Source organism: Streptomyces sp. NPDC046985, from assembly GCF_040644415.1.
Lineage (GTDB): Bacteria > Actinomycetota > Actinomycetes > Streptomycetales > Streptomycetaceae > Streptomyces.
The window spans coordinates 87592-106834 of the sequence record NZ_JBEYWK010000015.1; the positions used below are offsets into that span (position 1 = coordinate 87592).

The following is a 19243-nucleotide window of genomic DNA, read 5'->3' on the forward strand; positions in this document are numbered from 1 at the left end:
GGTTGGCGGCGCGCGGGGTCAGAGAACGCAACACCCGAGCGCCAGAGGGGAGGGCATCGGGCGTCTCGGGGAGAGACGGGTCAGGAAGGCGGAAGGTCCTGCAGCCGGTCGAGACGCTCGTACAGGATGCGAACGACCCGGGCCCGGTTCTGCGCGGAGGCAAGGGTGGCGCGCGGCTCGACCGACAGACGCCGGCGGGCTTCGCCGAGCACGGTTTCGGTGAGCGGGCGCAGCGGGCTCAGGCGCGGCAGTTGGGCACACAGCGCCCGTACTTCGTCAGCGACGGGGCGCGCGTGCCCGGCCATCAGCCGGGCGATCTGCTCGCAGTCCCCCGGCGGGAGCGTGTTCCCGGTCGTGGGCAGTGCGATCACGGCGAGGGCCAGCAGCATGACCGGTTCCCGGTCGAGGGGGAGATCCCGGGCGAGCGAGCCGTCCGAGTCGCACAGCACCATGGCGGAGGTCTGCACCGGAGTGTCGTTCACGACGCCATCGCCTCTTCGTACGAGGGCGCCAGTTCCTGCAGGCGCGCGGCGAGCGGGTCGGGGTCGACGAGCACTGGGGTGTCAAGGGCGCTGGGGACGCCGACCCAGTCGGCCACCGCGCCGCTGTCCTGCAGGGTGCGAGGCATGAGCAGATGGTGGCCACGGCCGAGGACCCGCACACCCGGGATGCCGGCGAACGCCGCGCCGTTGCCGGTCGGCACCATCACGTACAGCACGCCGCTCAGGTGGTCCGCGACGATCAGGTAGCCGCGGCGAGTGCCGATACGCATCGCGGCGAGCGCGTCCAAGCCCAGATGCAGGGGCTTCACGGACACTGCCTGCCACCTCTCGCCGCAGGCCACGAACTCGGTGTGATTCCGGCCCCGGATCCAGTGGGCTCGCTTGCTGTCCGTCTCGGCAGCCAGCTCATGCCACGTGGGGGTGGTGCGCTTCCTGGCTCCCTTGGCCGTTCCGCCGGCGGAGGACTTCGCCACGGCCGCCTCCCTGATTGGTCGTCACGTCACGTTCCACGTAAGCAGCAACGGCCGAGCGAGAGCGACGCCTGGCCGATGCAAGAACGATGTAAGTCGGTCCAGGAGGGGTGAACCCTCGACAAGGCCGGGCATGGAACGGGAGGGGAGCGGTACGGTCGCCGCACCCTTCCAACTTCGCGGACTCCGGAGCCCCGGCATGGCCGACCGCAGCAGCGCCATCCCCAACCCCGTGCTGCGCCAGGTGCGCGTGGGCGAGTTCCAGATGAGCCGCATGGAGTTCGCCGCCGAGGTACGCAGAGCTGGCAAGGAGATGGGCGAGCCCGTCGGGTGCCGGGCCCGGTTAGTGGCGGCATGGGAGGACGGGGAGGTGGGTTGTCCCCGTGGCGTGTACCGGCGGATCCTGACCCGGATGACCGGCCGCAGCATGGCCCAACTGGGATTCCGCACCGGCCCGGCAGCCACCGCGCTGACGGTGGCGAGCGCGTCATACGGGCCGTCAGAGGAGAGTGATTCGGTGGAACGGCGCCACTTCCTGCTCGACGGGGCAGGCGTCGTCCTGGGGCTCCCGATCGGCACCGACGCGAAGGCCCCGGGGAAGATCGGCGCGTCCCAAGTGCGAGCCGTCGCCAAGGCCGTGGCCACGCTGTACGAGAAGGACCACGACCACGGCTCGGCGACCGTGCGCCAGGCCGCCTCGCGGGCACTGCACACCGCCTACCAGTGGCTGCAGAACGGCACGTACAGCACGAAGACCGAGACCAAGCTGCGCTCAGCGGTCGGCGCGCTATCGATCGCGGCCGGGTGGTTGTCGTACGACTCCGGCCGCGCGGGAGATACCCACTCGTTGTACGGCGAGGCCCTCGCCGCCGCGCGGATCGCGGACGACCCGGAGCTGGAAGCGCACGCGTTCGGTTGCCTGAGTCTGCTGGCCAAGGCCCAGGGTCGGCCGCGTGAGGCAATCGCCGCCGCCCAGGGCGCGCAGAGCGTGGCCCGCAGTCTCGGTTCCCCGCGCCTGCTGAGCCTGTTCCACATGCGCGAGGCCGGCGGCTGGGCACTGGCGGGTGACGCCAGCGCGACCGACCGGGCCATCGTGAAGGCCCACCACCTCTACTCCCAAGGCCCCGCCGACGCCGATCCGTCGTGGCTCGGCTTCTACGCGCCCGGCGAACTGGCCGGGCTGGAGTCCCTGGCCCGTGCGGATCTCGGCCAGCACGAACGTGCCGCCGCGGGCGCCGAGCAGGCCGTCTTGCTGCATGGCGGGGCGTTCGCCAGGAATTCCGCTCTGTACACGGCGGACATCGCCATCCAACATGCCGTGAGGGACCGGCCCGAGCCGGAGGCCGCCGCCGAAGCCGCGGCCAAGGTCCTGGCGTTCCTCCCCGAGGTGCGCTCCGACCGGCTGCTGCAGTCGCTGCACGACGTCGCGGGCGCACTCCAACGGCACAACCGCGTCCCTGTGGTTGCCCACTGGATCGAGGAGTACCGCACGACCATCGCCACCGGAGGAGAACGGGCGTGACCACCCCCAGCACCCGCGCAGACGTCGTGATCCGCACCTACGGACCCGGCCAGGTCGCGCCGTTGGTCGACACGATCGCCGACATCTGGGCGGACGCTCACCCGGAGATCGTGGACACCCCAGGCGCCGCCACCGACGGTCTGTCCGTGCCCGCCCTGCGCCGCCAGGTCCTCGGACACGTCGAACGCCACCGGGAGGGCTTCACCGTGGTCGCCGCCTACGCGCACGGCTCGATGATCGGCTTCGGGTACGCCTTCCCCTGCACGCCCGAATACTGGTACGGCCCGGAACTGCTGCCGCAGATCCCCGACCACGTCCGCGCCGGCCGCCTCATGGGACTGTGCGAACTCGCCGTCACCCCGGCCTGGCAGAGCCAGGGCATCGGCACCCGCCTGCACGCCGCGCTGCTCAAAGCCATCACCCCTGAGTGGGCGTCCCTGCTGGTCCGCCCTGACAACAGCACGGGGCGCGCGCTCTACGACCGTCTCGGCTACCGGTACGCGGGCCCGTACCGCAACGAACCCGGCGGGCCCGTCTACGATCTGCTGCTCCTGAAGGTCGACAGCGCGCACGTCCCGCAGCCCAGCGGAGACCGCTGACCGCCGTCGACACCAAGCACTCGGCTGCTCGGGGCGCCCTGCACATGAGAGCCGCGGTCATCGCCGGGCGCGCGGGCGACGCCCCCGCCGCGCAGGTGCATCTCGCCGAGGCCGAGGCCGAGGCCGGGGCCTTGGCCGACGCCGTACCGGAGGGCGTGTACCTGGGGACCGCTTTCGGGCCGGACTCAGTGCGCGCTCACGAGGTGTCCGTCGCCGTCAGCCTGGGTGCGGACCACCTCGCGGCAGCCCTCGAAGTCGCGCACGCGTGGAAGCCGCCGACCAGCTTGCCCGCCGAGCGCCGCAGCGGCTTCTACATCGAGCTGGCCCGCGCCCAGCTCTGGGCCGGGCAAGCCGACGACGCCTTCGAGTCCCTTAAGGTCGCCCGCCGGATCGCCCCCCAGCACACCCGCGAGCACCCCTGGGTGCGCGAGGACGCGGCAGTACTCCGCCGGCTGAAGCGCGCGGACGTCGAGTCGCTGAGCAACTTCGCCGAGTGGTGCGCCGCTTCGTGACCGAAGTCAAGTACCCCTAGGTACCCCTAGCTGGGGTACTTGTGGGCTTCCCCGGGCCCCGCCATCTGTTGCAGCGCAGGACGCGGCAGAGGGAATCGGGACATGCGGGGAGCACGCAGCACGCAGACACCGATGGTCGTAGACCGTCGACTGAGCGTTGCACGCCTTCACGGCGAAGCGTGCTTCGACTGCGGCGCCGTATCCGGTCCTCTGCGTGATGCGGACGAGGTCGTCGTCCAAGTGGCACCCGCGTCTGGCCGGTTCGTCGCTGCGGCTGCCGACCTCGCACGACGGGTCCCCGCCCGCACTCAGTATGTGCCACCCAAGCCCCGGCGACCGCGCGAACGGCTCCGGGAGTGGACCACGCTCGAACATCCCAGGGAGCGCAGACATGACGAACGATGGCGCCCAGGATCGTCAGCGCCCACCCGGCGCCAAGATGACGATTCACATTCATAAGATCCGCCCGAACGGCCCTCGTTCCTGGACCAGACCACGCTGCCGCGCCACGGCACAGTGAAAGCGTTCGAGGGCCATTTTCGCAGAGCGCTCGGAGAGTTGGCCGCGCGCGTCGGGGAACTGGTCACGGCCCTGCAGGAGGGCGATGCGTCCGCGGCTTATGCACAAGCCGGTCATGCGGTTACGTGTGGGGAGAAGTAATTTCCGCTCTATGCATTCTCTAGGCTGGTACTCGATATCCGCCCGGCGATACTCGGTACCGTCAGCGGGGGAGTGGCCCTCGGGGGCTGGGACAGGGGATAATGGGGCGGTCATGAGCAAGACACCCGCGCGGATCCGGCTCGCGGACGCCGCCTTCGCTCTGTTCGACGAACGCGGCTACGAGCACACCACGGTCGACGACATCGCCGAGCGGGCGGGGCTGGGGCGTACGACGTTCTTCCGGCACTATGGGTCCAAGGAAGCGGTCGTCTTCCCCGACCACGACCGGCTGCTCGACCTCATCCGGGACCGGCTGGCCACCTCCAGCCACAGCACGGCGCTGGCCGCCGTCTCCGACGCGGTCCGGCTGGTGCTGCTGCACTACCTGGAGGAGGGCGGCCTCGCGCGCCGGAGGTACGCCCTCACCAGCAAGGTCAGCGCCCTGCGCGACCGTGAGATCGCCAGCGTGGCGCGCTACCAGCGGCTGTTCCGCGAGTTCATCGCCGGGTGGATGGGCGACCCCACGGAGTCGGCGTCGCTGCGGGCCGAGCTGATGGCGGCGGCGGTGGTCGCCGCCCACAACCACGTGCTGCGCCGGTGGCTGCGGGGCGAGTCAGCCGACCCCGCGGCGGAGCTGGACGAGGCGATGGGCGAGGTGCTCGCGCTGTTCCCCGCGCCCTCCGCCCAGGACGGCGCCCAGGGCACCGTCGTCGTCGCCTTCCGCAGCGGGCAGGACCTCGACGCGCTGCTGCCCTCGTTGCGGCGCCTGGTGGAGGGCGGCGCCGGGCGCTGACGCGCGGTGACCTCCTCCTCCAGGCGCCTCGGCGACGTACCGGCCGCCTCGGCGACGTACCGGCCGCCCCGGCGACATACCGGTCGGAGTTCCTTCCGTGCTCCCGGCGCCGCGCGGACCGGCCGGGCGCACGCGGCGCCCGGTGACCGACGGGCGGCACGACGGGGCCGCGGCGGGGTCGAGTTGCGGCGCCCGAGCGGCGAGCGCAACCTGATCGCACCCGTGGACGGACCTCAGAGCGGCTGCCGCGGGACCCCGGCGCCGCCGACGCCTCGGCACGCGGCTCGGCACGCGTCCGCCGCGCCCGCGCCGCCGTGCCCGCCGCCGGCCCCGGCACGCTCGCCGCCGTCACCGCGCCGACCGCGCCCTGCGGTCGCACCCCGGCGACCACCCCACGAGGAGCCCTGGATGACCGCAGCCGACCGTACGCACCGCCTCTTCGAGGAGGCGTCCGACATCGTTGCCATCGTCGGCGGGGTGACCCGCGACCGCGCCCGAGCCGTGCTGCGCGCGATGTCCGCGCACACCCGCATCAAGGAGCAGCACGTCGCCGAACTCGTCGTCGAGTGGGCGGTGTCGGGACGGCTGCCGGCCGACCTGCACCGCGAACTGCGGTTCCAGCTCGACACCGGGCCCACGGCCGCCGCGCCCGAGTCGGCGGGCCCGTGAGCGGGGCCACTACGCGGGCCGGGCCCTGCCCCGGCGTCAGGCGGGCCCCCACAGGGCGCGGCGGGCGCCCGCCCGCTGCCGCACCGCTGGACGACGCCGAGCCGCGGGCCCGGACACGGCCGGTCCCCGTGGGCGCCGCGCCACCGCATGCCGGGACGCGCCGGAGTCCCGCGCACTCCGCACCGCCACGGCGCCGCCCCGCCGAGACCGGCGCCGACCGTGTCCGCGGCGCCGTCGTGTCCACGGCGCCGACCCTGCCCGCGGCGCCGACCGCGGGGACGGGCGGCCCCGCCCGGCGGCCCGGTCACACCGGCAGCAACCGGGAGACGATCGCGCCGAGTTGCCGCGCGTTGCGGCACTCGTGCATCTCGGCCACGTCCGCGTAGTCGGGCGCCGCCGAGTCGCCCGTGCCCCACTGGGCGCGCGGCTCGGGGTTCAGCCAGTACACGCGGCGGGCGCGCCCGGCGATCTCCCGCAGCGCCGGAAGGTTCGGGTCGCTCCGGTTGGTGCGGGCGTCGCCGAGGACGAACACGGTCGTGCGCGCCCCGACCGCGTCGCGGTGCCGCTCGGCGAACTCGCCCAGCGCGGCGCCGTAGTCGCTGCCGTCGTGCCAGCCGGTCAGCCGCGCCTCGGCCCGGATCCGCGCGCCCAGGCCCTCCGGATCGGCCGCCCCGTGCCGCAGCAGCCCGGTCACCTCGTCGATCAGGTTGACGAACGCGAACACCCGCACCTTGCTGAACTGCTCGTGCAGCGCCTGCACCAGCAGCATGGTGAAATCCGCGAACCCCGACACCGACCCCGACACGTCGCACAGCAGCACCAGTTCCGGGCGGACCGGCCGGCGACGGCGCAGCACCGGCTTCATCGGCACGCCGCCCGTCGACATCGAGCCCCGCAGGGTGCGCCGCAGATCGATCGTGCCGCGCGCGGCCCGGCGGCGCCGCGCGGCCAGCCGGGCGGCGAGTTTCCGGGCCAGCGGGCGCACGGTCCGCCGCAGCTCGGCCAGCCGCTCCCGGTCCGCGTACAGGAAGTCGACCCGGTCGGCGCTCGGGAGCACCGCCCGCCGGGCGATCTCCTCCGGGCCGCGGCGCTCGGCGACCCGACGCCGCGCCTCGGCGCCGACCTGGCGGCGGAAGACCTCGATACGGCGCCGGATCTCGTCGTCCAGCAGCCGGTCGGCGAAGTCGCCCGTGCCGCTCGCGCCCCGCACGCTCGTGCGCACCCGGGCCAGCAGCGTCTGCGGGCGCAGCCGGTCCAGCGTCTGGTGCGCGGACCAGCCGTCCGAGCCGGGCGCGGCGCCGTAGCGGCCGAGGCTGTCCACCGCCTGCGCCGCCAGCCGCCGCAGCAGCGCCTCGTCGCCCGCGGCGAGGGCGTCGGCGAGCCGGTCGCGCAGTTCCTCGCGCCCGGCGGCCTCGCCTTCCGGAGCGCCGACGCCGCGCGGGAAGTACAGGTCGAAGACCGGGTCGAACACCGCCCGCTGCGCGTGGCCGTGCAGCAGCGTGGCCGCGAGGCCCTCGCGTAGCAGCTCGCGGTCGGCCAGCCCGAGCGCCGTCACGGCCCGCGCCGCGTCCACGGTCTCGCCGGTGCCGATCCGCATGCCGTGCGCGCGCAGCGCGCCGACGAACCCGCTCAGGCGCCGCGCCATCCCGGAGGCGTCGGCCGTGCTCACAGGGCGTCCAGGTCGAGCTTCGCGGCGGCCTTGAGCACGTCCTCCTGGTGTTTGAGGAGGACGCCGAGGCTGTCGCGGACCACGTCCTCGTCGAGGGCGTCTGCGCCGAGCGCGAGGAGGGTGCGCGCCCAGTCGACGGTCTCGGCGACCGACGGCGCCTTGCGCAGGTCCATGGCGCGCAGCGCGCCGACCACCCGCACCACGGAGGCGGTCAGCGCCTCGCCGAGGCCGGGCGCCTTCAGCGCGACGATGCGCCGCTCCAGCTCCTCTTCGGGGAACCCGATGTGCAGGAACAGGCAGCGCCGCCGCAGCGCCTCCGACAGGTCGCGGGCGGCGTTGGAGGTGAGGACGACGAAGGGGCGGCGGGTCGCGGTGATCGTGCCGAGTTCGGGCACGGTCACCTGGAAGTCGCTGAGCACCTCCAGGAGCAGCCCCTCCACCTCCACGTCCGCCTTGTCGGCCTCGTCGATCAGCAGCACCGTCGGCTCGTCGCCGCGGATCGCCGTCAGCAGCGGGCGGGCCAGCAGGAACTCCTCGCTGAAGACGTCCGTGCGGGTCTCGTCCCAGCTCTCGCCCCGGCCGGCGCTGATCCGCAGCAACTGCTTGGCGTGGTTCCACTCGTACAGCGCCCGCGCCTCGTCGACGCCCTCGTAGCACTGGAGCCGGACCAGCCGCGCCTCCGCGATCCGGGCCACGGCCTTGGCCAGCTCGGTCTTGCCCACTCCGGCGGGCCCCTCCACCAGCAGGGGCTTGCCTAGGGCGCCGGCGAGGAAGACGGACGTGGCCACCGCGGGCGAGGCGAGGTACCCGGTCTCGGCGAGGCGGGCGGAGACGTCGTCGACGGACGGGAACAACAGGGCCTCCGGCATGGCGCGAGTACATCGTCGCCCACTATCTAAGCGCTTGTTCACCGCTGCTGTCACGGAGACGGCCGCCCCGGCGTCGCTCCGACGGGCCAGTCCGCCGCGCCGACCAGGCCCGCCGGGAGGTGAAATGGACCCGTGACGGCGCCCCCGGACGACTGCCTGGCCCGCAACGAGTGGATCTGCGGCGCCTACCTGAGCACCCGTCGGCAGATCCTCGTGGACGCCGTGGTCCAACATCTGGAGCTGACCGGCGTGTCGCTGCTCCTCGCGCTCGCCGTCGCGCTCCCCGCGGCCGTCCTCGCCCGCCGCTGGCGCTGGGCGGCCGGCCCCGTCCTCGCCGTCACCACCGTCCTCTACACCATCCCCTCCCTCGCGATGTTCTCCCTGCTCCTGCCCCTCTACGGGCTCTCGCCGACTCTCGTCGTCGCCGGGCTCGTGCTGTACTCGCTGACCCTGCTGGTGCGCAACATCCTCGCGGGTCTGCGCGCCGTCCCGGAGGACACCCGGCAGGCCGCACGCGGTCTGGGCTACGGCCCGGTCCGGCTGCTGCTCACCGTCGAACTCCCGCTCGCCCTGCCCGCCGCGATGGCCGGGCTGCGGATCGCCGCCGTCTCGGCGGTCTCCCTGGTGACGGTGGGCGCGATCGTCGGCTTCGGCGGCCTCGGCAACCTCATCTACGCCGGGATGAACACCTACTTCAAGGCCCAGGTGCTCACCGCCTCGGTGCTGTGCGTGGCCCTCGCGGTCGCCGCCGACCTGCTGCTGCTCGGCGTCCAGCGGCTGCTCACCCCCTGGACGCGGGCGGCCCGCGGATGACCGTACGGACGGCCCGGCCGCACGGACGGCGCGCATGACGACCCTGACCGACGCCTGGGACTGGCTCACCGACCCCGCCCACTGGCCGGGCGACGACGGCATCGCCCACCGCCTGCTCCAGCACCTCGTGCTGACCGCGGTCTGCCTGGCCGTCGCCTGCCTCATCGCGCTGCCCGTCGCCCTCGTCCTCGGCCACCTCGGCAAGGGCGGCGCCCTCGCCGTCAACGTCTCCAACGTCGGCCGGGCCGTCCCCACCTTCGCCGTCCTGGTCCTGCTGCTCCTGACCCCGGTGGGGCGGTGGGGCGAGGGGCCGACCGTGGTGGCGCTGGTGCTGTTCGCCGTGCCGCCGCTGCTCACCAACGCCTACGTCGGCATGCGTGAGGTCGACCGGAGCGTGGTGCGGGCGGCGCGCGGGATGGGGATGACGGGGTGGCAGACGATGTTTCACGTGGAAATGCCCCTTTCGCTCCCCTTGGTGCTGAACGGGGTGCGGCTCGCCGCCGTCCAACTCGTGGCCACCGCCACCATCGCCGCGCTGGCCGGCGGGGGCGGGCTCGGCCGCATCATCACCGCGGGCTTCAACCTGGCCAGCACCCCCCAGGTGGTGGCCGGCGCGGTGCTGGTGGCCGCCTTCGCGCTGGCGGTCGAGGGCGTCTTCGAGGCCGCCGAGCGGCTGGCCCGCGCCCGCCCGCCGGGCGGCCCCCGGTGAACCGTGCGCCGGCCAGGCGTCCCGTCGCTCGCGCGCTGCTGCTCCTCCTGGGCATGTCCTCGCTCACCGCCTGCGCCACCGGCCCCTCCCTGGAGAACCGCGGCCAGGTCACCGCGTCCCCCGGCGACAGCCGCCACCTGGTCATCGGCTCCGCCGGGTTCACCGAAAGCGACCTGCTCGCCCAGATGTACGCGCTGCTGCTCGACCAGGCCGGATTCCGGACCTCCCTGATCACCGTCGCCAACCGGGAACTGTACGAACCGGCCCTGGAATCCGGGCAGATCGACGTCGTCCCGGAGTACGCGGCCACCTTCGCCGACTGGCTCAACGCCAGGGCCCACGGCGCCGACGCGCCCCCGGCCGGCTCACCCGACCTGCGGGCCACCATGGCCGCGCTGCGCCGCCTCGCCGCGCCCCGCGGCCTGAGCGTCCTCGACCCCGGGCGGGCCGTCGACCAGAACGCCTTCGCGGTGAGCCGGTCCTACGCCCGCCGGCACCGCCTGAAGACCCTCAGCGACCTCGGCGCCTCCGGGCTGAAGGTCCGCCTCGCGGCCGGTGACGAGTGCGTACGGCGGCCCTACTGCGCGCCGGGGCTCAGGAAGGTCTACGGCATCGACGTCACCGGCGTCGACCCCAAGGGCGTCGGCACTGCTCAGGCGAAGCAGGCCGTGAGCAGCGGCCGCGACCAGATGGCGCTGACCACCACGACGGACGCCACCCTCGACGCCTTCGGCCTGGTCCTGCTCACCGACGACCGCCGTCTGCAGAACGCCGACTACGTCGTCCCCGTCGTCAACCGGGCGCGGGCGGGCGGCCCCCGGGTCGCCAAGGTGCTCGACCGGCTCAGCGCCGTCCTCACCACCGCCGACCTGGCCTCCCTGAACCAGCAGGTCGACGCCTGGCGCCGGCTGCCGTCCGACGTGGCCCGCCGCTACCTGCGCGACAAGGGCCTGCTGAAGTAGGTCCCCGGCCCGTCCTCGCCTCCGCCGCGCACCGGCTCAGGCGTCCGCCACCGAGTCGAAGCGGACCTGACCGCGCGGCACGCCGAGCGCGTCCGCGTCCACCGAGCGCCGCAGCGCCTCGTGCAGCTTGGCCGGGGTCAGCACGCCCAGGAAACGGGCGCCGTCCAGCACGGCCACCCAGCCGGCGTCATGCTGGAGCATCACCCCGAACGCCTGCTTCATCGGCGCGCCCACCGGAACCCACGCCCGCATCCGGTGGGCCAGATCGCCGACCGCGCCGCCCGAGGACAGCGCGTCCAGAGCGACCCAGCCGTGCAGGTCGCCCGACGCGTCCAGGATCACTGCCCAGCGGGCGCCCTCCGCCCGCAGCCGCGCCGCCGCCCGCTCGGCGGACTCGTCCAGCCGCACCACGGGCGGCTGCTCCAGGTCGTCGGGCTCGATCACGGTGACCGACAGCCGTTTCAGACCCCGGTCGGCGCCCACGAACCCGGCGACGTACGGGGTCGCCGGGGCGCCGAGCACCGCTCCCGGCGTGTCGAACTGCTCGATGCGGCCCTGCCCGTACACGGCGATGCGGTCGCCGAGCCGCACCGCCTCCTCGATGTCGTGCGTGACCAGCAGCACCGTCTTGCGCACGGCGGCCTGCATGCGCAGGAACTCGTCCTGCAACTGTTCGCGCGCCACCGGGTCGACGGCCCCGAACGGCTCGTCCATCAGCAGCACCGGCGGGTCGGCCGCGAGCGCCCGCGCCACCCCGACCCGCTGGCGCTGACCGCCCGACAACTGCTCGGGATAACGCGGCCCGTAGACCCCGGGGTCCAGACCCACCAGGTCCAGCAGCTCCGCGGCGCGCGCCCGCGCCCTCGCCCGCTTCCAGCCGAGCAACGCCGGCACGGTCGCGGTGTTGTCGAGGACCGTGCGGTGCGGGAAGAGTCCGACCTGCTGGATGACGTAGCCGATCCGGCGGCGCAGCCGTACCGGGTCCACCCCGGCGACGTCCTCCCCGGCCACGCAGACCCGCCCGGAGGTGGGCTCGATGAGCCGGTTCACCATCAGCATCGTGGTGGTCTTGCCGCAGCCGGACGGCCCGACCAGGGTGACCAGCTCCCCCTCGGCCACCTCGAGACTGAGCCCGTCCACGGCCGTGGTCCCGTCCGCGTAGCGCTTGGTGACCTGCTCGAACCGGATCATGCCCTCACGCTAAAGGCGCCGCTCGCCCGGCGCTCCTCAGCACGACCTCCAGGGTGCGCGGCCCGTGCACCCCCTCCACCCGCTCCAGCTCGATGTCGCTGGTCGCGGACGGCCCGGAGATCCAGGTCAGCGGGCGGGCCGGGGAGAGACGTGCGAGCGCCTGCGGGACGGAGGAGACCACCTGGTCCGGGACCCGCACGACGCAGATGTGGTGGTCGGGCACCAGGGTGATCCGGCGGCGGCCCTGGTCGGGGGCGCCGTCGAGGACGATCGTGCCGGTCTCGGCGACGGCCACCGCGCAGCCGGTGACGACGCTGTCGACGCGGTCGAGTGCGTACGGCGTGCTGTCGGCGCGGTCCGCGACCCAGACCGTGTCCGGCAGCGTCCGGCGGCTCCGCGCGAGCCAGCTCTCCTCCAGACCGGGCGGGACCAGCACGCTCCGCGCGCCCCGCTCCGCGAGCAGCCGGGCGATCAGCGCGGGCAGCCCCGCGGCCTCGCAACGGTGCACGAGGGCGCGGTAGTCGGCCAGGTTCTCGGCGAGCAGATCCGCGGTCCGCTCGGGCCCGAGGTCGTCGTGCCGCTGCGCGTAGGCGCGGGAGACGGCCTGTTCGTACGGCGTGTCGTCGGCCGGCACGTCCGCCAGCGCGCGCCGCACCCGGCCCAGGATCCGATCCCTGCCGCTCATGTCGCGTCCCCCTCCGCGCGCTCGCCCCGGGTACGCCGCCACCAGTCGCGGAAGGGCTCAGGCCCACCGGCTCGCCGTTCCCGCCACAGCAGTAGTCGGCGCGGGGACCGGCGGGAAGGTGCGCGGGCGCGGTGCGGCGGTCGGGCGCCGCGCAGGTCCGGGGCGGTCGGACACCGCCCCGCACCGGGCGGCGGACGCCCTGATCCGCGCCGTCCGGCGGCTGACCGGCCTGTGCTGTACTGGATCACCGCCACGCCCGTCATCCCCGCCGAGCCCGCCACCCCCGCCATCCATGCCGACCCCGCCGAGCCCGCCACGCCCGTCATCCTTGCCGACCCCGCCGCCCCGCCGTCCCAGGAGATCCGATGACCGTCAGCTACCGTCAGCCCGGCGTCGTCCTCACCGACCGCTCCTTCACCGTGCCGCTCGACCACGACGACCCGTCCGGGGAGACGATCGAGCTGTACGCGCGGGAAGCAGTCGCCGTCGACCAGGCGGACCGCGAGCTGCCGTGGCTGGTCTACCTCCAGGGCGGTCCGGGCTTCGGGGCGGACCGCTTCGTCGGACAGGACGCCTGGCTCGGCCGCGCCCTGCGGGAGTACCGGGTGCTGCTCCTCGACCAGCGCGGCACGGGCCACTCCACCCCGGCCAACCGCCAGACGCTGCCGCTGCGCGGCGACGCGGCCGCCCAGGCCGACTACCTCACGCGCTTCCGCGCCGACTCCATCGTCCGCGACTGCGAGGCCGTCCGCCCCGAGCTGACCGGCGGCGCCCCGTGGACCGTCCTCGGCCAGAGCTTCGGCGGCTTCTGCGCGATGAACTACCTCTCCACCCACCCCGAGGGCCTGGCCGCCGCCCTGATCACCGGCGGACTGCCCTCGCTCGACGCCCACGCCGACGACGTCTACCGGGCCGCGTATCCGCGCATCGAGCGCAAGAACGCCGCCCACTACGCCCGCTACCCGCAGGACGTCGAACGGGCCCGCCGCATAGCCGACCACCTCCTCGCCCACGAGGTCGTCCTCCCCGACGGCCACCGGCTGACCGCGGAGGCGTTCCAGTCCCTCGGCCGGATGCTCGGCGCGGGCGACGGCAGCCACCGGCTGCACTTCCTCCTGGAGCACGCCTTCGTCCGCACGCCGCGCGGGAAGGAGCTGTCCGACGCCTTCCAGGAGGCCGTCCAGGGCCTGCTGTCGTACGCCGGCCACCCCCTGTACGCCCTCGTGCACGAGGTGATCTACGCCCAGGACAGCCGTCCCACCGCCTGGTCGGCCGAGCGGGTTCGCGGGGAGTTCGAGCAGTTCGACGCGGCCGAGGCGCTGAAGGGCGACGGGCCGGTGCTGTTCACCGGCGAGACGGTGCACCCGTGGACGTTCGCCTGCGACCCGGCGCTGCGCCCGCTGCGCGAGACCGCCGACCTGCTCGCCGCCCGCACCGACTGGACACGCCTCTACGACCCCGCCCGTCTCGCCGTCAACGAGGTCCCGGTCGCCGCGGCCGTCTACCACGACGACATGTACGTCGACACCGCCCACGCCCTGCACACGGCCCGTGCCGTCCGCGGGCTGCGCACCTGGGTGACCGACGAGTTCGAGCACGACGGCGTGCGGGTCGGCGGCCCCCGCGTCCTGGACCGGCTGCTCGCCCTGGTCCGCGGCGAGGCGTGAGACGGGGCGCGCCCCGCTGAAACGGCGCCGACCGACGCTCAACTAGGGCGTGTTGCGAAAGTAGCGTCGTCCGCCCGCAGGGCGGGCCCGGCGGCGTCTGGTGCGTGCGATCGCAAGGCGGAGGGTCGCCCCGACACTGGCGTATCGGGGCGATCCCGACAACGCGGCGCGCGTGCGTGCCAGACGCCGCCGGGCAGACGGGACTTTCGCCACACGCCCCAGCCCCGCACGGGCCGAAATCCGGTTGCCGCCCCGCATCGCCCCTGCGAGGCTCCCGGTCATGCCGGTCTTCTCCGCGTACGACGGAACACGTCTCGTCCACCATGTGAGCGGAGACGGCTCGCCGCTGGTCTGTCTGCCGGGCGGCCCCGCGCGCGCCTCGGCCTACCTCGCCGACCTCGGCGGCCTGGCCGCGCACTGGCGGCTGGTGAAGCCGGACCTGCGGGGCAGCGGAGACTCCGAGGCGCCGCAGGACCCCGCGACCTACCGGTGCGACCGGCTCGTCGACGACGTCGAGGCGCTGCGCGAGCACCTGGGGCTGGAGCGCATGGACCTGCTGGCGCACTGCGCCGGGGCGAACCTGGCGGTGCTGTACGCGAGCCGGCACCCGGAGCGGATCGGCAAGCTCGCCCTGATCACGCCCAGCGTCGCCGCCGTCGGCATCTCCGTCACCGCGGACGCCCGGCTGGCGACGGCACGGCTGCGCCAGGACGAGCCGTGGTTCCCGGCGGCCTACGCGGCCCTGCGGGACATCGTGGCGGGCCGGGCGGCCGACGGGCAGTGGGAGCTGATCGCCCCCTTCCTGCACGGCCGCTGGGACGACGCCGCACGGGCCCTGGACGCCGCGGACGCCGAGCAGAAGAACCCCGAGGCCACCGCCGGCTACGCCGCCGACGGCGCCTACGACCCGGAGGCCGCCCGCGCCGCGCTCGCCCAGCTCTCCGCACCCGTCCTGGTGCTGGCCGGAGAGGCGGACCTCAACTCGCCGCCGCCCGCCATGGCCGAGCTCGCCGCGCTGTTCCCCCGGGCCGAGCTGGTCGTCCAGCCCGGCGCGGGGCACTACCCGTGGCTCGACGACCCCGACCGGTTCGTCGCGGCCGTCGCGGCGTTCCTGCGCTGACGCGGCGTTCCCGCGCTGACGCGCCCGCCCGGCGCGTACGTGCCGGGCGGCGGGAGCGGCAAAGGGCGCGGGAAGGACCGGCGGCGAGCGGATCGGGATCGGCGCCCGACTCAAGGGCACGGGGGAGGGGGCCGTGTGCTCTAGGCGCAGGCGCAGGCGCGCGCCGGGGCGCCTGGTTGGCCTGCGGCTTGATCTTCGGTAAGTTAGGTGAGGCTTACCTAATAAAGGAGATCAGGATGGGTGACAGCCAGACGTGGGCGGCGGCGCCCTCGGCGGCGCAGCGGGCCCGGTCGGTGCTCGCGGCCGCGTGGTCCTGCGCGGTGAGCGCGCAGGGCGGCCGGGAGGAGTTCGTCGGCGTGCACACGGTCGCCGGGGACGGGCGGGTACTGCTGCGCGTGCCCGAGGACAGCGCGCTGGGCGCCGCCGCCCTCTGCGCGCCGCGCGGCGAGCTGCCCGCCGTGCTGGAGTTCGCCGACGTCGCGCCCGTCCCGGTCCGCCAGCGCATCCGCGCCCGGCTGTGGCTCTCCGGACGCTTCACCGACGCGGGCGACCCGCTGGTGTTCCATCCGACGCGCGTGGTGCTGCGCGAGCCGTCCGGCGCCCTCGTGGTCGGCGCCGACGACTTCGCCGCGGCGGCGCCCGACCCGCTGGCCGCGGCGGAGGCCCAGTTGCTCACGCATCTCGCGGCCGCCCACTCCGACGCGGTGCAGCGGCTCACCCGGCTCGTCGCCTCCGACAGCCTGCACGGCGCGGTGCGCGTCCAGCCGCTCGCCGTGGACCGGCACGGACTCACCCTGCGCGTGGAGCGCGCCCGCACCCACGGCGACGTGCGCCTGCCCTTCCACGCACCCGCCGACGACGTCGGCGACCTGGCCGAACGCGTGCACGTCCTGCTCGTCCAGGCGAGTGACGCCGCCTGCCCGCGGCCCCTACAGCGGCAGCGCGCAGACGGCGACCGGTGAGCGGAACGGCTCTCCCGCGAGCCGCAGGCCGCCCGTGGCCCGGTCCACGTGGAAGACGCTGACCGTGCCGGACTTCTGGTTCGCCGCGAACAGCAGGCCGCCGTCCGGCGAGAACGCGATCTGCCGAGGGAAGTCGCCCGCCACGGGCACGGCGTCCAGCAGCCGCAGACGGGCGCCGTCCGCCTCGACGGCGTACCGGGCGACGGTGTCGCGGCCCCGGTTGGCCAGATAGGCGAACCGGCCGTCGGCCGTGACGAGGAACTGCGCCGGATAGTTGACGCCTCCGCCCGCTCCTGTTGACTGTTCCTTGCCGACGCTCAGCCTCCCGGTCGGCGGATCGTAGGCGCAGACCGCCACGGAGTCGTCGACCTCGTTGGCGAGGTAGGCGTACCGGCCGCCCGGGTGGAAGGTCAGGTGGCGCGGGCCGGCGCCGGGCCGGGTGTGCGCCTGGGAGACCTCGGTGAGCCGCCCGGCGCGGGTGTCGAGGCGGTAGGTGTAGACGGTGTCGGTGCCCAGGTCGACGGCCAGCACGTGCCCGCCGTCGGGGCTGGTCACGCACTGGTGCGCGTGCGGGCCCCGCTGGCCGGGGCCGGGCGGCGGCGCGGAGTGGGTCACCACGTCGGTGTGCTCGCCGAGCGCGCCGGAGTCGTCGATCGGGTGCACGGCCACGCTGCCGGACTGGTAGTCGGCGCTGAGCAGCCAGCGTCCGCTGGGATGCACCGACAGATGGCACGGGCCCGCGCCGCCCGCCGTCCTGGTCCCCAGCACCGTGCGGTCGGCCAGTCGCACGGCGGTCACGCCCCCGTCCTGGCGCTCGTCGACCGCGTACAGGGTGCGGCCGTCCGGGTGCACGGCCAGATAGGACGGGTCGGCGACGCCGCCGAGGACGCCCCGTGCGGTCACGGCCCCTGAGACCGGGTCGTACTCCGCCAGGCCGATGCCCGTGCCGCCGCCCGCCACGGAGGTGTAGGTGCCCAGGTAGAGCGGGCGCGCGGCGGTCCGCGCGGGCGCGGTCTCGCGTCCGCCCGCTACGGCCCGCGGCGTCGGAGCCGCCGTCGTCCGGGCGCCGGACCCCGCCGCGCGCCGCGGCGCCGCGGGCGCGGGGAGCGCCGCCACCGCCGCCGCGCCGGTCACCGCCCCCAGAAACCGGCGCCGGCTCCAGCCCGCCCCGCCCCGGCTGAGCGGGGAAGACTCCCGTCGCGCTGCTCGCGCCCCACGCTCCATGCCCGCCCACATCCCAGATCGTCGACTGTCCCGGTCGTCCCGCCACCTTGGCCTGGCCCGCCGCCCGAGGGCAAGCGCCGCTCTGCCGCACGCCGCTCCTCCCTCCTCCCTTACGCTACGGTCCTTCGCACGGCGGTCCTTCGCGCGCGGCTGCCTTGTACGGCGGTCCCTCGCCCGCCATTCCCTCGCGCACGGCGCTCCTTCGTACGGTGGCCCTTCGCGCCGCGGTCCCTCGCGCACGGCGGTCCTCGCGCCGCGGTCCCTCGCGCACGGCGGTCCCTCTTACGGCGGTCCGTCACACGGAGCGCCGCGCCGCCTCCTCCCGGTTGCGCCGCAGTCTCACCGGGGCGCCCAGCCGGTCGCCGAACCTGGTCAGCCGGGACCTTCGGGCCCGCTGCGCGCGGGCGTGCTGGTCCAGCGCCTCCAGGAGCCGCTGCGAGCGGTGCTCGATGTCCATCTCGTCCAGGATGCGGTTCACCTCGGTCAGCATCGCGCCCTGCAACTGCCAGTGCCCCGCGTCCTGCTGCACCTCCTCCAGCAGAAGCTGCGCGAGCTTGTCGCGGGTGGCCGCCGCCTGCCGCAGCTCGGCGGCGAGCCGGGACTCGGCCGACTCCGCGCTCAGTCGCACATCCGTGGTCACCAGCACCGCGTAGCTCACCACGGCGTCGGAGATCTCGCTGAGCAGTTGCTCCACCAGCGGGCCGCTCTGCGGGGAGAACAGCGGCTCCGGCTCCCGCGCCTTGGCGAGGTCGGTGAAGGTGCGCGCGAGCACCCGCAGCACCACCGTGGAGATCTCCAGCGTGTCGAGCCCGGTGCGCAGCACCACCCGGTGCAGCAGCCCCTCGCGGACCCGCGGGTTCAGCCGCAGGCTGTCCTCCGCCCGCCGCAGGGCCGCGTCCACGTCGGCGACGTCGTGGTCCAGGCGCCGCGCCTCGTGCAGCCGGGCGGCGGCCTCCACCATGAGCGTGCCGCCGGTCACCTCGTCGCCCATGTGCAGCATCAACTGCCGCATCCGGCGCGCGAGTCCCTCGATCGACTCACCCGCCTGCTCGGTCCACACCGGGGGAGCGAGCAGCGTGTTGCAGCCCATGCCGACCACGGCGCCGATCAGCGTCTCCACGATCCGCGCCCAGGCCGTGCTGCCGACGCTGGTGACCCCCAGCACCAGCATCGCGCTGATCGCCACCTCGGCCACGAACTCGTGCACCCGCACCAGATGGCCGACCGCCAGCCCGGCGAGGATGACGAGTCCCAGGCTCCACCAGGTCAGCCCGACCAGGAGCGAGAAGGCGATGGCCACGATCACGCCGGCCACCACGGCGTTCACCCTGCGGATGCTGGTGCGCAGCGTCGCGAAGAGGGTGACCTGGACGACGAGCAGAGCCGTCAGGGGGGCGGTCAGCGGCGCGGGCTCGGGGCTCAGCCATTTCGCGATCACATAGGCGATCGTCGCCGCGACCGTCGACCGCAGCGCCTGGACGACCGCGGGGTCCTGGTGCCACCGCGCGACGCGCAGGAGGAGCGGCGGCCACGCACGTACATCTCGCATTCTTTGCGCTGTTCCCCGTTCGCGGACGCATCGAACATGGTCGCTCCGGAGAGCGGCGGTGCAGGTCGCAGCGGGGCGCAGCGGGTCACGCCGGG

Annotated in this window: 19 protein-coding genes and 1 pseudogene; 12 read left to right on the forward strand and 8 right to left on the reverse strand. The window is 74.5% G+C overall.

Annotated elements, in window-relative coordinates; translation table 11 throughout:
* Window positions 1-80: 80 nt before the first annotated feature.
* Complete coding sequence (locus ABZ861_RS20365; RefSeq protein WP_361631974.1) at window positions 81-482, reverse strand: DUF6415 family natural product biosynthesis protein; 402 nt, start codon at window positions 480-482, stop codon at window positions 81-83.
* On the reverse strand, window positions 479-976 hold the full coding sequence (locus tag ABZ861_RS20370) for a hypothetical protein (protein ID WP_361631976.1): 498 nt from the start codon (window positions 974-976) through the stop codon (window positions 479-481). The genes ABZ861_RS20365 and ABZ861_RS20370 overlap by 4 nt, the downstream gene beginning before the upstream one ends.
* A 196-nt stretch (window positions 977-1172) precedes the next feature.
* On the opposite strand from ABZ861_RS20370, the gene ABZ861_RS20375 reads away from it, so the two are divergent.
* The 5 genes and pseudogenes from ABZ861_RS20375 to ABZ861_RS20395 all read left to right on the forward strand — a co-directional run bounded on the left by ABZ861_RS20375 (window position 1173) and on the right by ABZ861_RS20395 (window position 5728).
* Complete coding sequence (locus ABZ861_RS20375; RefSeq protein ID WP_361631978.1) at window positions 1173-2495, forward strand: hypothetical protein; 1323 nt, start codon at window positions 1173-1175, stop codon at window positions 2493-2495.
* Complete coding sequence (locus ABZ861_RS20380; protein WP_361631980.1) at window positions 2492-3094, forward strand: GNAT family N-acetyltransferase; 603 nt, start codon at window positions 2492-2494, stop codon at window positions 3092-3094. The genes ABZ861_RS20375 and ABZ861_RS20380 overlap by 4 nt, the downstream gene beginning before the upstream one ends.
* A 20-nt stretch (window positions 3095-3114) precedes the next feature.
* A pseudogene (locus ABZ861_RS20385) lies at window positions 3115-3606 on the forward strand (transcriptional regulator); the annotation flags it as partial.
* A 772-nt stretch (window positions 3607-4378) separates the two neighbouring features.
* Window positions 4379-5059, forward strand: coding sequence for a helix-turn-helix domain-containing protein (locus ABZ861_RS20390; protein ID WP_361631982.1), 681 nt, complete (start codon window positions 4379-4381; stop codon window positions 5057-5059).
* A gap of 408 nt (window positions 5060-5467) precedes the next feature.
* Window positions 5468-5728 carry a hypothetical protein gene (locus tag ABZ861_RS20395; RefSeq protein WP_361631984.1) on the forward strand — a complete coding sequence of 87 codons (261 nt, stop codon included), beginning with the start codon at window positions 5468-5470 and terminating at the stop codon, window positions 5726-5728.
* A 304-nt stretch (window positions 5729-6032) separates the two neighbouring features.
* On the opposite strand, the gene ABZ861_RS20400 is transcribed toward ABZ861_RS20395, so the two are convergent.
* A complete protein-coding gene (locus tag ABZ861_RS20400; protein ID WP_361632187.1) occupies window positions 6033-7373 on the reverse strand; it encodes a VWA domain-containing protein in 1341 nt (446 codons plus the stop codon).
* A gap of 20 nt (window positions 7374-7393) precedes the next feature.
* On the reverse strand, window positions 7394-8251 hold the full coding sequence (locus ABZ861_RS20405; protein WP_361632189.1) for a MoxR family ATPase: 858 nt from the start codon (window positions 8249-8251) through the stop codon (window positions 7394-7396).
* A gap of 147 nt (window positions 8252-8398) precedes the next feature.
* Between ABZ861_RS20405 and ABZ861_RS20410 the strand changes: the two genes are divergently transcribed.
* Genes ABZ861_RS20410 through ABZ861_RS20420 form a run of 3 tightly spaced genes read left to right on the forward strand, consistent with a single transcriptional unit; the run spans window position 8399 to window position 10750 of the window.
* The gene (locus tag ABZ861_RS20410) at window positions 8399-9079 is read left to right on the forward strand and encodes an ABC transporter permease (RefSeq protein WP_361631986.1); all 681 of its coding nucleotides are present in this window, start codon (window positions 8399-8401) and stop codon (window positions 9077-9079) included.
* Window positions 9080-9113: 34 nt separating this feature from the next.
* On the forward strand, window positions 9114-9788 hold the full coding sequence (locus tag ABZ861_RS20415) for an ABC transporter permease subunit (protein ID WP_361631988.1): 675 nt from the start codon (window positions 9114-9116) through the stop codon (window positions 9786-9788).
* Window positions 9789-9841: 53 nt separating this feature from the next.
* Window positions 9842-10750: an ABC transporter substrate-binding protein gene (locus ABZ861_RS20420; RefSeq protein WP_361632191.1), complete on the forward strand. Its 909-nt coding sequence runs from the start codon at window positions 9842-9844 to the stop codon at window positions 10748-10750.
* 36 nt (window positions 10751-10786) lie between these two features.
* Here ABZ861_RS20420 and ABZ861_RS20425 read toward each other — a convergent pair whose 3' ends face one another.
* A complete protein-coding gene (locus ABZ861_RS20425; RefSeq protein WP_361631990.1) occupies window positions 10787-11941 on the reverse strand; it encodes an ATP-binding cassette domain-containing protein in 1155 nt (384 codons plus the stop codon).
* 4 nt (window positions 11942-11945) lie between these two features.
* Window positions 11946-12626, reverse strand: coding sequence for an LUD domain-containing protein (locus ABZ861_RS20430; RefSeq protein ID WP_361631992.1), 681 nt, complete (start codon window positions 12624-12626; stop codon window positions 11946-11948).
* A 231-nt stretch (window positions 12627-12857) separates the two neighbouring features.
* On the opposite strand from ABZ861_RS20430, the gene ABZ861_RS20435 reads away from it, so the two are divergent.
* The 4 genes from ABZ861_RS20435 (at window position 12858) to ABZ861_RS20450 (ending at window position 16375) form a co-directional block, all read left to right on the forward strand.
* Window positions 12858-12995, forward strand: coding sequence for a hypothetical protein (locus ABZ861_RS20435; RefSeq protein ID WP_361631994.1), 138 nt, complete (start codon window positions 12858-12860; stop codon window positions 12993-12995).
* Window positions 12992-14293: an alpha/beta fold hydrolase gene (locus tag ABZ861_RS20440; RefSeq protein ID WP_361631996.1), complete on the forward strand. Its 1302-nt coding sequence runs from the start codon at window positions 12992-12994 to the stop codon at window positions 14291-14293. Before ABZ861_RS20435 ends, ABZ861_RS20440 begins: the two co-directional genes overlap by 4 nt.
* A 280-nt stretch (window positions 14294-14573) precedes the next feature.
* The gene (locus ABZ861_RS20445) at window positions 14574-15413 is read left to right on the forward strand and encodes an alpha/beta hydrolase (protein ID WP_361631998.1); all 840 of its coding nucleotides are present in this window, start codon (window positions 14574-14576) and stop codon (window positions 15411-15413) included.
* Between the two features lie 236 nt (window positions 15414-15649).
* Entirely contained in the window at window positions 15650-16375 is a 726-nt protein-coding gene (locus ABZ861_RS20450) for a DUF2470 domain-containing protein (protein ID WP_361632000.1), read from the forward strand.
* Here ABZ861_RS20450 and ABZ861_RS20455 read toward each other — a convergent pair.
* Both ABZ861_RS20455 and ABZ861_RS20460 read right to left on the reverse strand, forming a co-directional pair.
* Window positions 16343-17518, reverse strand: a complete 1176-nt coding sequence (locus ABZ861_RS20455; RefSeq protein ID WP_361632193.1) for a lactonase family protein — start codon at window positions 17516-17518, stop codon at window positions 16343-16345. The genes ABZ861_RS20450 and ABZ861_RS20455 overlap by 33 nt on opposite strands.
* A 376-nt stretch (window positions 17519-17894) precedes the next feature.
* Entirely contained in the window at window positions 17895-19148 is a 1254-nt protein-coding gene (locus tag ABZ861_RS20460; protein WP_361632002.1) for an aromatic acid exporter family protein, read from the reverse strand.
* Window positions 19149-19243 lie beyond the last annotated feature (95 nt).